A 17,306-nucleotide genomic window follows, 5' to 3' on the forward strand; every position below is an offset into this window, starting at 1 on the left:
CATTTTTCAAAATCATGCTATAATCTCACATATAATTCAAAGTAACAATGACTTTCAAATGATGCAATGACAACTGCTATAAACTAGAGTGTTCTCAATACTACATGTATAGCGAGAATATATGCTTGATAATATGTTTCACGGAAAATTACTCATTAAAGTACTTCATAACCCATTATTGCCATTCAGATATGAAAGTTGGAATATCGGTGTGATATACAATTATTCACAATCGGATTTATTATCGAAAAACTGTACGGATATTGCTTGGCTTCCTCCTTTGAAGGGAGGTTATTTCCGTGCAGATCCATTTATTACAGACTATTTTGGAAATACAACAGTTTTCTTTGAAAACTATGATATGAATAGAGGACTTGGAAATATATCATACTTTGAATTAAATGACGATAAAGGATCAATTAATTTAATGTCCTCTAAAATGATTCATAAAGCTTTGGAAGAAGCGACACATCTCTCGTTTCCATATCTATTTGAATATCAAGAAAATTTGTATATGGTTCCTGAAAATTATCAATCTAACAAAATTCGCTTCTATGTATCGGAAAATTCCCCTGCAAAATGGAGAGAATGTGCATGTTGTATAGAGAACTTTCCAGGAATAGATCCTATTATTTTTGAGTATGATGGAATATGGTGGTTATTTGCAACACCTTATGATGAAGACAATAATATTTCCCGAACGAATTTGCATATTTGGTACTCTGAAACTCCTCTTGGTAAATGGAAAGAACACCCATTGAATCCCATAATATATTCCGAACCGATTGCAAGGAATGGAGGAAGACCGATTCTTATGGGCGATACTCTATACCGTTTAAGTCAGGATTGTACAAATCGTTATGGAGAGAAACTTGTAATCAATAAGATCATAAAACTAACGCCAACTGAGTTTAAAGAAGAAGTTGTTTCAAAGTTAGGTGGTTATAAACCATATGATGAGGCATTTCATACATTCAACAGTTGCAAAAATATCTCGGTTATTGATGGTAATCGTTATAAATACAGTATCCGGACTGCAATTCAAAATGCAAAAAATTTACTGCGAAAATGATAATGACAATCCAGCAAATATACAGACTTCATTCCATAAGTTATGTAACGGATACATATTACTGATATAAATAGAATGCTTGAAAAAGAATTTAGGTATACATGGTAAATTTACTGATAAATTGTTTCGATGAAACGGTTCGAAAGAATGCAGATAAGACTGCAATAATAGATGGTAATGAAAAGGTTACTTTTACAAAGCTGCAAGAGATCAGCTTGAAATTAAGCATCATTATCAATTCAAAGATGCAAAATGAGGTCAAACAACCTATTGCCGTATATACAAAAAAATCAATTGCAAATGTAGCTTCAGATATAGGAATACTATATTCCGGAAATGCATTCTTAAATCTTGATGTAAAATCACCAGCGAATCGAATAAGTGCAATTCTTTCGGCAATTAAACCGGGATTAATTATAGCAACAAAGGAATCTGCCAAAAATCTGGAATCGATTTATCCAATATGTAACATTCTTATCTATGATGACATTGAATTCAGTGCAGTAAATATAGATCAAACTCTTAAGCATCACCAATTATCAAGAATAATTGATGCTGATCCGATGTGCATTATTACAACTTCAGGATCTACAGGTACTCCTAAAGGAGTAGTGTTGAATCACAGAAGTTTCATGGACTTTACAAAATGGGCACATGACGCAGGATTAATCCATGATACTGATATAATTGGAAATCTGTCCCCGATTGTATTTGATCTATATTGCTCCGATCTCTGTATGATGATGAGATATGGAACAAGCATTGTCTTACTTTCGGAGAAACATGCCGCATTTCCGACATATTTGTTGGAGACGATACGTGATAACAGAGTAAGTTACATTTTTTGGGTTCCGACCATAATGGTAAATATCGCAAATATGAGCTTGTTGGACAAAATTTCGTTACCTGATTTGAAGACAATATGGTTTTCGGGAGAAGTTTTCCCCACAAAACAGTATAATGTTTGGAAAAAACATCTGCCGCAGGCAAAGTTCGTTAATTTGTACGGACCGGTAGAGGCAACGGTTGATGTAACTTATTACGTTGTCGAGAAAGAAATCGCGGATGAAGATCCAATACCTATAGGGTATGCCTGTGAGAACACTGATGTATTCCTGTTATCTGAGGAAAATACCGCTTGCAAAACGGGTGAAGAAGGAGAGATTTGTATCCGGGGAACATCGCTTGCCATGGGCTATTACAACGATCCGGAGAAGACGGCCAAAGTATTTGTGCAAAATCCGTTAAATAAGCAATATCCAGAGATAATCTATAAAACCGGAGATATAGGGGTAATTAACGAAGCAGGAGAGATGATCTTTAGGGGTCGTAAAGACACACTTATAAAGCATGCGGGTTACAGAATCGAACTTGGTGAGATAGAACATACAATCATAAACAAATTGAAGCTGATCGAAAACGGTTGCATTGTGTATAATTCGGTAGCAAAGGAAATAGTACTGTATTATGAAACAATGTCAAATATTACTCCGCAAGATATTCGCGTAAGACTAAGCAACGAACTTCCACAGTATATGATCCCATCAAAGTACATTAAGTTAAATGCAATGCCGCGCAATACTAATGGAAAGATAGATCGATTGTATCTTAAAGAATTGTGCTTACACGGAGAATAATATGGAGAAAATCTTAGAAATATTAAAAACATTGCACCCCGAATATGATTACGAAAAAAGTACAAATTATCTGGATGATGGGTTATTGGATTCGTTTGACATCATTGCTTTGGTGACCGAATTGGAAGATAATTTTAACATTGACATTGATCCAATTGAAATAATTCCGAATAACTTTGAGTCAATGAATAAAATAAAGAGTTTTGTGGAGAATAAGCAGCACTGAGAATCAAGTATTATACATTTCCCAATTGAAATACATATGTATGATAGGGATCAGAATAGTATATCGGATAAAAATATTATTATTGAACATCCCTAATATCATAATAGCGTAAACGTAGTTGAAATTATGATGACCCTCTTTAGTAGAATGGCATATAATATGTATGTACTGGGGTTACATATGTATAAAACATGCTGTTGCTTATTGAATCGGAAAAATATGTCTGATTGAATCGCTATATATTTGTTTTTACTGATATTATGAATATTATAACAATATATAAACAGGATTTGTCATCTGAATTGGAGAATAAGATTGCTTCTTTTCTATCTGAATATTTCCATTCTGAAATAAATGAAATATGGAAGTTAAGATTCAATCTAATCTGGCATTCTAATCCATATCTTACAGATGATGTCCCAGCAGGCTGGATCCTAAAAAACGATGACGATGAAATATGTGGATTTCTGGGTAACGTCCCTGTAGAATTCCAATATGAAAATATTGTTTTAAATGCATCCGGAGCAGATTCGTTGTATGTATCCAAAAAATATGCAGGTATTGAGGGTGCACGATTGTGCATATCATTCATAAAACAAAAAACTGACATCCTCATTGATAGCACTCCCAATGAGACTGCGGAAAAGATATTTGAGAAACTAAAATTTAACAAAATTCGTGTTGAGTACATTACAAGTTATATCATTGTTATAGCCCCATTTTCATTATTAAAGTATCTATATAATAAGTATCATTCGAACAATGTCCATGAATCAAATCTGTTTCATTCAAAAAAATTAAAATACTTTGAAAATAATGGGCAACCGGTCTCTCAAAGTAGGTTTGATATACAAAATTTAGACTTTTTCACAAGTCATGGATACAGCTTGAAACGTATCTCGTCAGTTTCCGAATTCATGAACTGTATTAATAGTCACACCGTTGACAAACGTATATTATTATCCCGAAAAATTGAATCATTAAACTGGATTTTATTTTCACAAGAAGTTCAAAGCTTGTTGCACAGGTCTGTAATTTCGATATGGGATCAGGCAGAGAATTATATCGGGTATTGTGTATTCGACATTAAAGAAGAGAGTCGTTCTCAAAGATATCTGTTGGTGAGACAAATTGATTTGATAGTCTCTGATGTAAATATACTAAAAGCCCTAAAGAAATATTTAAAAGTTGTAGCTAAACGAAACGGTTGTTTCATGATACAAATCAGATTAATAATGCCTGATGTAAATTTGGATCTTATGCTTCGAAAAGTTATTCGTCTGAAAAAAGAAGGCAAAAATAATTATCTTGTAAAACTGCCAAATGACAGAGATTTCTCGCTTGATGAATTTTATGCCTCTGCATTGGATCCAGATCTCGGATTTGTATAATACAGTCAATAAGATATCCCCATTTCATTTGTTAACAAATTTTTATATACCCCATCCTAAATGTGATATAATATTGCAACACAAAATATCATCAATGTATACATCCATATTTTATTAACTATGATCCTAAATTAACCTGTATTAGTTCGCAATGATGAGAAGGCTAAACTGCAAAATCTGCCGAGACGGAACGATTTTTCGGTGTTTTTAAAAACCAAAATAACAATTGTTTATGCATCTTTTATATGAATTATTCTGGGGCAGATTTCTAAGATGAGTAAAAACTTCAGAAATCGTAAATTTTAGTGGAGTGAATACTCACTGTAGACGGCGGTTTATAAAATTAGATCGGTGTAAAGAGAACCTTATAGTTCAGTCAATACATAATGTTTTTAGGTCAAGACAAAGTGCATTAATTATAGTTTGATCTAATCATGACAATATCCTTAAGAGCACATATTCATATGGCTGAGAGTTGAAATCATAGTCTTATACCTTTATAGAGAGAAACAGATGATATTTATCGCATAAAAGAAACATTAGTATTAATGAACAAATGTCCGTTAGTTAGTGTAGTAATTCCTGTATATAACGGAAGTAACTACGTCAGAGAGGCTATTGACAGTGCTCTTGCGCAGACATACAAAAATATTGAAATATTAGTGATAGATGATGGATCCACGGATAATACATGGGATATCCTTCAGTCTTACGGAGATAAAATTAGAAAATACCATAAACAAAACGGCGGGGTATCTACCGCACTGAATATGGGAATAAAAAATATGCGAGGTGAATGGTTTGCATGGCTCAGTCATGATGATCTGTGGCTTCCGGAAAACATCGAAAAAAAGATCGAATTTCTCAACGCGCACCCCAATTATAGGATGTGCTATGGCGAAATAGATCATATTAACTCAGAACATAAAATTTTGAAGATATACAATACCACAGGTAGATGGTATCCAAAAGGAAAAATGCTACGACAAATGCTCAGAAGTGGATATATTGTAGATGGGTTAACCACAATAATCAACAAAGAATGTTTTGAGAAAATAGGAGTCTTTAACGAGAATCTGAGGTACTGTCAAGATTATGAATTTTGGTATAGACTTGCACAAGTATATGATCTGGGCTTTTGCAAAGGTAAATACTCACAATCAAGAGTCCATCCAGAGCAAACAGGATATATACATAACATATCATGCCATGATGAATTTAGAAAAACCAGACTTTATTTATACAGGAAAACCAGAACAGAAGAGTTTTATCCCGAATTATTAAATCCAAATATGTCTAAAATTAAGCTAATTGTTTTACAATTTTCATCAGGGATCTATTTGAAATACCTAAAACTTTGTATACAACACAATATTCCAGAATTAAGTGAAATGCCTAAAGAAATAGCCAGAGCAATTCTCCCAAAAAAAATAAAAGCATATATCCGTAATAATTGGTAATGACAACAGATCTATGTGATATGTAGCTATAAAGCAAACCTAATCATATGATGAAAATGTATAATAGGAATATATACTTACGAAAAATATCGATGAAGATATTATAACTTAAAATTCAATATTATAATGGGAGCCTGTATGAGCAATAATAACGGAAACAGAAGTTACAAAGAAGCACTTGCAAATAAAACAATACTTGTAACCGGAGGAACGGGTTCTTTTGGTCATAATGTCGTTGAAAAGATACTGCAAACCGCAAATCCAAAAGAAATAATCATATTCAGTCGGGATGAAAAAAAGCAATTTGATATGAGGAATGAGTTTCAAAACGATAAACTCACTTTCCTCATAGGTGATGTCCGTGACAAAGACTCGGTTTCAAAAGTCATGAGACGTGACATTGATTACGTATTTCATGCGGCGGCACTTAAACAGGTCCCTTCATGTGAATTTTTCCCACTTGAAGCGGCAAAAACAAATATCATCGGATCGTCCAACGTGCTTGATGCGGCAGAAGAAGCAAACGTTGAAAAGATGGTTATTCTAAGTACCGACAAAGCGGTATATCCCATAAATGCAATGGGAATTTCCAAAGCAATGATGGAAAAACTCATGCTAGCCAAAGCAAGATCTCACACATCAGACACAATATTCTGCGGAGTCCGTTACGGCAATGTCATGTATTCCCGCGGATCTGTTTTCCCGCTCTTTCTGGAACAGATGCAAAGAGGCTTGCCGATTACCGTTACCGAACCCAATATGACGCGTTTCCTGCTCCCTCTTCCGGTTGCAATAGACCTGGTCCTTTTTGCCATGGCTAACGGTGAAAACGGAGATATTCACGTAAGAAAATCACCCGCAGCAACCGTTCAGCATATGGCTGAAGCAATGCGTGACTTATTTAAGCCGAATGCCGAGATTAAATCAATCGGTATTCGTGAGGGGGAGAAGATGCATGAGACACTAGTCACCCGTGAAGAACTGATGAAAGCTGTTGAATACGATGATTATTTTAGGATCAGAAGTTTAGAGAGAATCGATTATGACAAATATTTCTCTGCAGGTCAGGCCGTTCCAGTGCCTAAAGAAGATTACAATTCATTCAACACTCGCAGATTAAGCTTAGATGAGACTAAAGAACTCCTGTTATCACTTCGTGAAATAAAGGAAGCACTTAAACATCCAATTGTATGAAACTGCGCATAGGTATCACGGGACAGAACGGATTCATAGGATATCATGTTCTTCAACATTTGAGGCTTCAACCGGAGTTATACGAGATTATTCCTTTTGAAAAGGAATTTTTCAACACACCTCAAAAACTTACAGACTTTGTAAGTAAATGTGATGTAATTATCCATCTGGCTGCAATGAATAGAGGGGATGAACAAGAGATCTATGATACAAATATCTCGCTGGTCAAAAAACTGATTTCCGCAATGGATGATGCGGGTGTAACTCCGCACATCTTATTTTCTTCATCTACTCAAGAAAATAAAGGCAACCCATACGGAAACTCCAAAAAAATAGGTGCTGAACTGTTTTCACAATGGTCGCAAAGCAATAATTCCGTATTTACTCACTACGTAATTCCCAATGTATTCGGTCCGTTCAGCAGACCATATTACAATACAGTTGTTGCAACATTCTGTTATCAGTTAACGCATGGTGAAAAACCCGTTATTATAACAAATACTGAAATGAATCTCATATATGTCGGAGATTTAGTCAGTGATTTTTTTGCACACATTAACGATACAAAATCATCGGTTGTTTCACCAAAACCGGTTACATCAATTAATGTCAGTGGTCTTCTGTATAAATTAGAACTATTCAAAGAATGGTATTTTGACAAAGGCATGATTCCTAATCTTCAGAATTCTTTTGAGGTTAATCTCTTTAACACATTCAGATCTTTTGCAAATGATATTATGCCCATTTATCCCGATCTTCATTCAGACCCAAGAGGAACATTTGTCGAGGTCATAAAAGAGAGGACCGGTGGTCAGACTTCATTTTCAACAACGTTACCGTCAATAACCCGCGGAAATCACTTTCACATGCGCAAAATAGAAAGGTTTTGCGTTGTTAAAGGAAAAGCACTTATTCAAACACGAAAAATTGGAACAGATCATGTTAATGAATACATGGTAAGTGGCAATAAACCGGCGTTTATTGACATGCCAATTTTTTATGCGCATAACATTAAAAATATTGGAGAAGAAGAACTGCTTACAATATTTTGGACTAATGAAATATTTGACCCCAATGATCCGGACACATTTTATGAGGAAGTGTAATGACTGAACTGAAAGTAATGACAATTGTGGGCACCCGTCCTGAGATTATACGCCTTGCATGTGTAATGCAGGAATTAGACAAATACGTAACTCAAGTCATTGTTCACACGGGTCAGAACTATGATTATGAACTGAATGAAATATTCTTTAAGGAACTTGGACTTCGAAAGCCGGATTATTTTATGAATGTGGACACTTCAAGTCTTGGAAATGTCCTAGGCGGTGTTCTCATCAAAGCTGAGGAGATCATTCGTGCCGAGTGTCCGGATGCGGTATTAATTCTTGGTGATACCAACAGCAGCATAGCCGGAATTATTGCAAAACGGCTGAAAGTACCAATCTTCCATATGGAAGCAGGAAACAGATGCTTTGATCTGAATGTTCCCGAAGAAATCAACCGCAGAATAATAGACCATATTGCCGATTTCAATCTGGTATACACGGAACATGCACGAAGACATCTTTTGTCTGAAGGACTGCCTCACAGAAGAATATACCTTACAGGTTCTCCTATGTACGAGGTTCTGCACAAATATGAAGATAAAATTACATCTTCCAAAATCTTAAAAGAATTGCACCTTAAAGATCGGGAATATTTTGTTGTAAGTGCACATCGCGAAGAAAATGTAGATAATCCGGAACATTTGAAAAGTATTTTGAGTGTTCTTAACGAACTTGCCGAAAAGTATGATGCGCCCGTTATTGTATCCACACACCCCAGAACACGCAAACGTCTGGAGTCTGCTTCAGATATTACAATAGATTCGCGGGTCAAATTCCTTAAACCCTTCGGATTCTTTGATTATGTACACCTTGAGATGCATGCGCTTTGTACCCTTTCAGATTCAGGAACCATATCCGAAGAATCAGCCATAATGAAATTCCCGGCAGTTACAATAAGAGAAGCTATTGAAAGACCGGAAGCTCTTGATGCGGGATCTATAATCATGACAGGACTTGACAAGGATGTCATTATGGCGGCGGTTGCCTTGGCTATAGATAAACGTTCTGAAGACGTTAGCAGGGCTGTTCCGGATGAGTATGCGGTAGCCAATGTTTCGGAGAGAGTTGTTAAATTGATTCTGGGTACAAGTAAATTGAGCAATAAGTGGTGGGGGATAGAGTAAATTGGCAATACACAGTTACAAGAAAGATAACTTAGATAAACAAAAAATATTATTTATTACACATGCATCGTCAAACCTAAATTATGGTGCCGCAAGAAGTCTGGGAATGCTACTAAGAGAAATATCATACCCTTTTGATATTATGTTCCCTATTATACCATTTAATCGTAATTTCATAAAGAGATCAAATCTAAAAGAATATTGTGGAAATTCTGTGTATCATATCTACTTTAACCTGTTTTTACCATTCAATTACAGTGCTATATATGGGGAGAAATATCATAGCTCGTCTAAACAAACCAATCTGCTAAAAGAATGCATCAAAGAATGTGCTTATGCCCTGTCTAAATTATGCTTAAAAATAGTCCTACGAATCGGGAAATACAAATTTATTCACCTAAACTCATTGGGATACTGTGATCTGATTGACAAAAAACAAAATTACGTGATACATGTTCGGGAAGTCTTCAGAGGTTCTGAAAGTGAGTTTGAAAATGTTTCCAAGCACTTGTCACTAGCAAAATTAGTTATATTCATAGATAATTCAACATATTTACCGTTTAAAGAAATAGCTCTGAATTCAATTATTTTGGAAAATCCTTTTGATATGCGACATGTTGAAGAGATAAATTCAGAAGATGTTTTCTCAAAGTATAATATAGATCACAATAAAATCATAATATCTATTCTGGGTGTAATTGATTCAATAAAAGGTGTTGATTTTGTTATTAATGCGTATAATCAAGCAAATAATGATGAGATAATATTGTTCATTGTTGGCAGATTCGAACACAAAAGTTACTATAAGGAGTGTATAAATATTGCAAAAAATAACTCAAATATCATATTTACAGGAGATCTCGAGAACCCGAGTGAAATATTCAAGATTAGCGATTATATTATTCGAGGAGAAGACAAATTTTGTCTGGGGAGAACGGTAAATGAAGGGCTATACGCAGGATGCCACGTAATTATACCATATTCTCCCAATAGTGAAGTCAATTTAGACATCATTGACAAAAAATATCATGATAATATCCAATTATATGTTGCCAGAGATATCAATTCGTTAGTAAGCATCTTAAATAAATGTAAAAAATTAAATCCTAATTCAAGAGAATATGCATCAAATCTTGAGGAATATGTGGATAAATTTAAAGCAGCAACAGAACTAATGTGAGAGTTAATTACTGAATCAAGTTACTAAATATAATATACATGATCTTTTTTTAGGGCAATAATTTCAAAGTATTAATTGTATAGATAGGATACAACATTCATTGAACAAGAATTTCGCTGGATGATATCCACTATTGAAGAAATCTGAAAACTAAAAAAATAACACACGTTGATTATTTCATTTTTGAGTCTTTTTTTTTGTATATATGTTTAGAATATTCACCCTATAACAAAACTAGCACATGAATTGATAGATAAAAATTGTATACATTCCAATAGATATAGAACACATGTGAATCAGAATCACAACACTCATTCATGATTAAAAATAAGATAATATCTAATGATACCTATAGCAAAACCTTATGCATCAGAAGAGGAAGCAACACATGTACGTGAAGTTATTCTTTCAGGAATGATGGCAGCAGGAGATATCGTTCACGAGTTTGAGCAAAAATTTGTGGATTTTTGTGGCGCTAAATACGGAGTGGCAACAACCAACGGAACTTCAGCTTTACATGCGGCGGTTCTTGCTTCCGGAATATCGAAGGGCGATGAAGTAATCGTTCCCGCATTCACATTTTATGCATCCGCCAGTTGTGTTTCAATGTGTGGCGCAACACCCGTCTTTGCAGATATTTTACCAGATACATACAATCTAGATCCTAAATCGGTTGAAAATAAAATAACAGATAAAACTAAAGCAATTATTGGAGTGCACTTATTTGGACAATGTTGCAACGTTACAGAACTCTCGCGTATTGCCAAAAATAACGACATAACATTTATAGAAGACGCGGCACAGGCTCACGGTGCCGAATGGAAAGGTGTACGTTCCGGGTGCCTCGGTGACATGGCAACATTCTCTTTTTACCCCACTAAAAACATGACAACAGGTGAGGGAGGGATGATTGTGACAAATGATTATAGCAAATCAGAACTTGCGCGTGTAATATGTAACCACGGTCAAACAGAAAAATATCGTCATACTATGCTTGGCTACAATTATCGCATGACAAATATCAATGCTGCAATCGGTCTGGAACAGTTAAAACGTATTGAAAAATTTACGGAAATGCGCATTAGGAACGCAAAGATTCTTTCGGAAACAATACAGACCAAAGGCATTACAGTCCCTTTTGTTTCACCCAAGGCAAAACATGTGTATCACCAATATGTCATTCGTGTTGAAGATGACTTTCCTATGACACGTGATGAACTCATGTCCTATTTAGCATCAAAGGGTATTGGTTCAGCAGTTCATTACCCAATACCACTTCACAAACAGCCATACTTTGCTGAGAATAATGCTAACACACAATTACCGGTATCCGAAGACTGCGCAAAACGCGTACTCAGCATACCCGTACATCCGGCAGTTACAGAAGATGAATGTTTATACATAGCTGATACATTAAACAGTATTTGATTTGGTGAAAAAATGACACATCATTTTCAAAAATGCTGCATGTTATAATATTTATTTTTATGCTCGATAAGGTCTGTGCAATTTAGGATATCTCCCCATACTGAATAAAAAACACTCACACAAAACATATTATAAATTACTGCTAAAAATTATCAGTAAATAGAGAGTTAAGGCAGTATTTTAAAATGAATATTGGTGTAATAGGTACCGGAGTTATGGGACAAAACCATGCCCGTAACTACGCAGATATGAAAGGCATAGACGAGATTTATCTTTTTGACGTTTTTACCGAAACTGCCCAAAAAACAGCCGAACGTTTGAATGCGAAAACTGTACCATCAGTAGATAAACTGCTTGACAAAGTTGATGCCGTAAGCATATGTGTACCAACACAGTTTCACAAAGACACGGCATTTCAAGTATTGAATACAGGTGTAGCGGCACTCATTGAAAAACCAATATGTTCTACAGTTTCCGATGCAGAATACTTAATTGAGAATATTCCGAAAGGCATCATTACAGGTGTTGGACATATTGAGAGATTCAACCCAATTATCAATGAGATTTCACGAATTGCCGAAAAACCACATTATGTAGCGATACATCGACATAATCCTGTTTCGGCAAGAATTACAGGAACACCTGTTGTCGAAGATCTCATGATTCATGACATCGATATTGTTCTCAACAAGTTTATCAAAGGAGATTATTCTCTAAGCGCATGCGGAACAGATGATGTAATGGGAGTTCTGATAAACAATAACAATACTCCTATTTATCTCTCTGCAAGCCGAAAAGCATCCAAAAAAATTCGATCAATATCTGTCGAAACAGAAAATTTTACTATTGAAGGAGATTTCATGACTCAGGAAGTATACATTTATCGCAAAGCAGGAGTATACCATGCTGAGAACATGCGCTATGTGCAAGAAAATGTTGTAGAAAAAGTAATGGTTACTAAAGTAGAGCCACTCAAACTTGAACTGCAAACATTTCTGGACTGCGTCAAAAACAAGATCCAATTCCCGATCACACTTGAACAGGCAACAGAAAACCTCAAGCTATGCGAAAAGATCCACAAAGCAGCAGGGGCATAAACATGAATAAACTGGAAGATATCATAAAAGCACGTGGACCGATAAACAAAGTAGGGGTTATTGGAATGGGATATGTAGGGATACCTGCCGCAATGCTTCAGGCAGATGTACCCAACCGCAAAGTCTACGGATTCCAACGAGAATCAAAAACGTCGGGTTACAAGATTGATATGCTAAATAATGGGGAGTGTCCATTAAAAGGTATAGAGCCCGGTCTTGAAGAACTTGTAAAGAAAGTTGTCAACGAAGGAAAATTCACATGCACTTCAGATTTTTCAAAAATTTCCGAACTGGATGCGGTTACACTCTCCATTCAAACGCCATTTAAAGATCCCAAGGATTTAATACCTAATTTTGATGCTTTAATCGAAGGCCTAAAAAATGTTGGAAAATATCTTGTTCCGGGAACATTAGTAGTTTTAGAATCGACAATCACACCCGGAACTACCACGATTCTGGCCAAAGATATTCTTGAAAAAGAATCGGACCTTAAAGCAGGAGTGGATTTTGCTCTTGCCCACGCGCCGGAACGTGTTATGGTCGGACGACTTTTACAAAATATACGTGAATATGATCGTTGCGTAGGCGGAATAGACGATGTCAGTACAGCACGTGCCATAGAACTATATGCCCCGATTCTCACAAAAGGAAAGGTAATACCAATGAGTGCAACAGAGGCTGAAGTAACCAAGACAACCGAAAATACTCTCCGAGATCTTCAGATTGCCGCTGCAAACCAACTTGCTCTTTATTGTGAAGCTATGGGAATCAATTTTTATAACGTAAAAGCAGGAATTGACTCTCTGAAAGGTGAAGGTCTGACACGTGCACTGCTATTGCCGGGTGCCGGTGTCGGAGGACACTGCCTTACAAAGGATACATATCATCTTGAGCGCGGAATGCACACACTTTCGGGTGAGAAATATGACTATCCCAAAGGTGAAGAGTCAATATATGTTCTGGCACGTCACATTAATGATTTCATGCCGAAGCACATGATAAATCTGACAAAAAATGCTCTGCGCTGTGATTCATTAAGAAACAAGAAAATTGCTTTGCTTGGTTGGGCGTTCCTGGCAAACACAGACGATGCAAGAAACACACCATCCGAAACATACCGTTCACTGGCACAAGCGGAAGGAGCATGTATAAAAATACATGATGTTTGGGTGAAATCAGATCAGGAAAAACCCGATCTTGTGATAGACAAGGACATTTCCGAAACGGTCAAAGGTGCCGACGCGGTTATACTCCTTACTGCCCACAATGAATACAAAGAGCTGGACCCCAAATTGCTTAAAAAAATGACAGCTAACGAGCATCCCGCAGTAATAGACGGAAGAAACATATTTGATCCGGATTCATTCATCAATAACGGTTGGATTTACCGTGGAATAGGTCGCGGAGACAAAAACAATCTGAGTTAATAACTATGTCAGCAAAAAATGCAATTGGTAAAAATGTCACAATATTTGAGCCTGTTCAATTGGGATTTCCTTCAAGAGAGCATATTGGAAAGAATGAATGGAACGGTGTCGTCATCGGTGATGGTTGTATTATACGTTCGGGATCTATAATATATTCCGACGTAATTATGGGTAAAGGATGCCAAACAGGGCATAACGTATTGATACGTGAAAAAACAGTTATCGGTGATTACACTGCAGTCGGCACAGCAACTGTGATAGACGGTAACGTTACAATCGGCACAAATGTAAGCATTCAAAGTCAGGCATACATACCTCCGGGAACAAAAATTGGGAACAATGTTTTTATAGGCCCTAATGTTGTCATAACAAATGATATGTACCCTCCGACAGGTATCGGAGGTCTCCAGGGTGCGACAATTGAAAATTTTGCAGCAATCGGTGCAAATGCAACTCTAATTCCTGGAGTGGTTATAGGCAGAGGTTCTTTTGTTGCGGCAGGATCTGTAGTGACAAAAGATGTGCCTCAAGACATGATGGCAATAGGTAATCCGGCAAAGATCAAAGATCTACCAAAAGCAATGAGAAAAAATGACGACAATAACGTAGTATAAATTTAGAGAATCTATAAATACTATTGTTAATTGCAATTCCAGAGAATAACAAAATGACACCTAGAATATAAGAGTGAGTGGAGACCAGAACATAATCTATCTAACAAGTATGGCTTCCCAGAAAGAATTAAATATAATTATCAGTACCGATAGACAACGTCTTTTGAATTTTGGATAAATCATATTTTCATATGCTATCAATTTATTATTCCTAATATCGAAGTACAATTATGACTAAATTCATTGAACGGGCGGTTAATCTCACAATTGGTGCTGCACTACATATGTTTAAGCATAAATTTTTCTGTAGACCACTATTCCAAAAATGCTTTTTAATTGGATTAATACATTACACCAATTTTGCACAAATGAGTTATTCTAGCGCTAAAAATCACTGGGAACTTGAGAGTAGCACAGTACATACAAGAACTGATGAGAGTACATTCAAAAATATGTCTATAATTATCAGTGATGCCATAGACATACAGCCCTCTGATGACATTTTGGATATTGGATGCGGAGAAGGATCAATCGATTATTACCTTAAACAAAACTGCCATACATTATCAGGATTTGATTTTTCTGAATCAAAAATCGACGCGGCACGTAAAAAGAATCCGGAATGCAGATATGAAATACATTCTTTTCTGGACAAATATCCAAAATATAAAGCAAATAAGTTATTCTCATATGGTGTTGCGCAATATTGTAATCCAGCAGATCTTAAAACATTTATACAACAACAAGTGGAATGCATATTCGATAATAAAACACAGATAAAGAGAGAAGATGATATGCAAGATTATCTAATTGCAATACTAGATATCCCCGATAAATCAAAAGCTTTTGAATACTATAAATATCACTACAAATTGTCTTCGTTGACCCTTGAAAACTGTGATTCTCTGTTAGATAAATTCAATGCAATTTATACTGATGGAAGCTATTGGCAAGATCTTAAAATGATGGAACATATTGTACTCTCATTCGGATTGTCATCAGAGATAATTGATTCAAATTGTAGTTACAGAAGCCACCTTATCATTCGATTTCAACGGAATACATGATAAATAAGGGGTTTGATCAACAATTACAGCAATACAGACAATAACAGATTATGCAATAAATGTTGAAATAAATGATGCAAAATGTATGTAAGGAGATATCTATAAATGTCTACTGTCACTATTAAAATATTGAACGAAAATGAGAAAGAACGATGGGATGACATTGTCAAACGCTCCCCACATTCAACACCTGTCCACCTATATGACTGGCTAAAAATAATTGAAACATATACGAATACTAAATTATATCTGTTTGTGGGCTACATCGGTGACGAGATTGTTGCGGCAATACCATTGTTTTATTCAAAGAAGCACTTTTTTAAAATTTTATCATCACCCCCGGCAAATGTTGTCATTCAGAATTTAGGACTGATTATCCCGGAATATAATTCATTAAAGCAAGACAAAAGAGAGTATTACTTTCGTGAATTCATGACAGAGTTTAACAAATATCTCGCTAAAACAATCAAACCTGATGTCGTGAGTATTGTTACTCCACCGGGATTGGTAGATGCACGTCCATACAACTGGAACAATTACATTGTTACCCCGAAATATAACTACGTCTGTGATATATCGGACCTTGAAATAGTCTGGAAAAACTTCAAAAAGACATTGCGTAAGAATATTGAAAAAGCATCAAAACTGAAATTTTCAATTGAAGAAGGGGATATCTATGAATATATCAAAATATATGAGTTTGTTGTAAAAAGGCTAAGTGATCAGGGGCGTGATGCTACGACACCTTGTGAATATTTCAGATCATTATACCAAACAATCTCCAAAGACACCTTAAAAAATTTTGTCGCAAAATTAGACGGAGAGGTTGTCACAGGGATAATTGTCTTTGGGTATCATGAGAAAATTTCAATATGGGTAGGTGCAACACAAGTAAATATGCCTGGCTTATACCCTGTTGATTTATTGCAATGGGAAATCATAAAATGGGCATCTGATCATGGATACAAATATTGTGAGATTCTTGGAGCAAACACGCAATCAATAAGTTATTTTAAGTCACGATATAATTTTGATCTCGAAATATATTACAGTGCTGAATATTATGGATTGAAAGCATATCCAATATATGCTCTGAGGAAATATTTCAATCGCCTGGTAAATTACAGGAAAAAATCTGATTAAGCAAATTATTGACAATATTACCGACAATCATTTTTTTTAGGAGCAAATAACTTTTTTTAGATTATTCTGTAATTACTGTAATCTACAAAAAGTGTCTCTTTCCCATTTTTGTATGGGGATATACCCTGCAAACAATC

14 protein-coding genes and 1 pseudogene are annotated in these 17,306 nt (G+C 35.6%); all 15 read left to right on the forward strand.

The genetic code is table 11. From position 1 onward, the window contains the following. Positions 1 to 121 precede the first annotated feature (121 nt). The 15 genes and pseudogenes from T502_RS04275 (at position 122) to T502_RS04345 (ending at position 17,169) form a co-directional block, all read left to right on the forward strand. Entirely contained in the window at positions 122 to 1,072 is a 951-nt protein-coding gene (locus T502_RS04275) for a glucosamine inositolphosphorylceramide transferase family protein (RefSeq protein ID WP_042705922.1), read from the forward strand. 101 nt (positions 1,073 to 1,173) lie between these two features. Continuing rightward, on the forward strand, positions 1,174 to 2,709 hold the full coding sequence (locus T502_RS04280) for an AMP-binding protein (RefSeq protein ID WP_042705923.1): 1,536 nt from the start codon (positions 1,174 to 1,176) through the stop codon (positions 2,707 to 2,709). 1 nt (position 2,710) lies between these two features. Then, the gene (locus T502_RS04285; RefSeq protein WP_042705924.1) at positions 2,711 to 2,935 is read left to right on the forward strand and encodes an acyl carrier protein; all 225 of its coding nucleotides are present in this window, start codon (positions 2,711 to 2,713) and stop codon (positions 2,933 to 2,935) included. A 302-nt stretch (positions 2,936 to 3,237) separates the two neighbouring features. After that, positions 3,238 to 4,326 carry a hypothetical protein gene (locus tag T502_RS04290; protein WP_157197462.1) on the forward strand — a complete coding sequence of 363 codons (1,089 nt, stop codon included), beginning with the start codon at positions 3,238 to 3,240 and terminating at the stop codon, positions 4,324 to 4,326. 548 nt (positions 4,327 to 4,874) lie between these two features. Continuing rightward, the gene (locus T502_RS04295) at positions 4,875 to 5,786 is read left to right on the forward strand and encodes a glycosyltransferase (protein ID WP_052359154.1); all 912 of its coding nucleotides are present in this window, start codon (positions 4,875 to 4,877) and stop codon (positions 5,784 to 5,786) included. Positions 5,787 to 5,924: 138 nt separating this feature from the next. Beyond that, the gene (locus T502_RS04300) at positions 5,925 to 6,980 is read left to right on the forward strand and encodes a polysaccharide biosynthesis protein (RefSeq protein WP_052359155.1); all 1,056 of its coding nucleotides are present in this window, start codon (positions 5,925 to 5,927) and stop codon (positions 6,978 to 6,980) included. Continuing rightward, positions 6,977 to 8,086, forward strand: a complete 1,110-nt coding sequence (locus tag T502_RS04305) for a polysaccharide biosynthesis C-terminal domain-containing protein (protein ID WP_042705926.1) — start codon at positions 6,977 to 6,979, stop codon at positions 8,084 to 8,086. The genes T502_RS04300 and T502_RS04305 overlap by 4 nt, the downstream gene beginning before the upstream one ends. Continuing rightward, entirely contained in the window at positions 8,086 to 9,213 is a 1,128-nt protein-coding gene (gene wecB / locus T502_RS04310; RefSeq protein WP_042705928.1) for a non-hydrolyzing UDP-N-acetylglucosamine 2-epimerase, read from the forward strand. The genes T502_RS04305 and wecB overlap by 1 nt, the downstream gene beginning before the upstream one ends. Position 9,214: 1 nt before the next feature. Then, the gene (locus tag T502_RS04315) at positions 9,215 to 10,393 is read left to right on the forward strand and encodes a glycosyltransferase (RefSeq protein ID WP_042705929.1); all 1,179 of its coding nucleotides are present in this window, start codon (positions 9,215 to 9,217) and stop codon (positions 10,391 to 10,393) included. A gap of 342 nt (positions 10,394 to 10,735) precedes the next feature. Further along, positions 10,736 to 11,821, forward strand: a complete 1,086-nt coding sequence (locus T502_RS04320; RefSeq protein ID WP_042705930.1) for a DegT/DnrJ/EryC1/StrS family aminotransferase — start codon at positions 10,736 to 10,738, stop codon at positions 11,819 to 11,821. 182 nt (positions 11,822 to 12,003) lie between these two features. Continuing rightward, positions 12,004 to 12,918 (forward strand): annotated as a pseudogene (locus T502_RS04325) (Gfo/Idh/MocA family oxidoreductase); the annotation flags it as partial. Positions 12,919 to 12,920: 2 nt separating this feature from the next. After that, a complete protein-coding gene (locus T502_RS04330; RefSeq protein ID WP_042705932.1) occupies positions 12,921 to 14,345 on the forward strand; it encodes a nucleotide sugar dehydrogenase in 1,425 nt (474 codons plus the stop codon). Positions 14,346 to 14,350: 5 nt separating this feature from the next. Then, the gene (locus T502_RS04335) at positions 14,351 to 14,959 is read left to right on the forward strand and encodes an acyltransferase (RefSeq protein WP_084173036.1); all 609 of its coding nucleotides are present in this window, start codon (positions 14,351 to 14,353) and stop codon (positions 14,957 to 14,959) included. A 230-nt stretch (positions 14,960 to 15,189) separates the two neighbouring features. Then, on the forward strand, positions 15,190 to 16,026 hold the full coding sequence (locus T502_RS04340; RefSeq protein ID WP_042705933.1) for a class I SAM-dependent methyltransferase: 837 nt from the start codon (positions 15,190 to 15,192) through the stop codon (positions 16,024 to 16,026). Positions 16,027 to 16,131: 105 nt separating this feature from the next. After that, on the forward strand, positions 16,132 to 17,169 hold the full coding sequence (locus T502_RS04345) for a GNAT family N-acetyltransferase (RefSeq protein WP_042705934.1): 1,038 nt from the start codon (positions 16,132 to 16,134) through the stop codon (positions 17,167 to 17,169). Positions 17,170 to 17,306 lie beyond the last annotated feature (137 nt).

The organism is Methanomicrobium mobile BP, assembly GCF_000711215.1.
GTDB classification, from domain to species: Archaea; Halobacteriota; Methanomicrobia; order Methanomicrobiales; family Methanomicrobiaceae; genus Methanomicrobium; species Methanomicrobium mobile.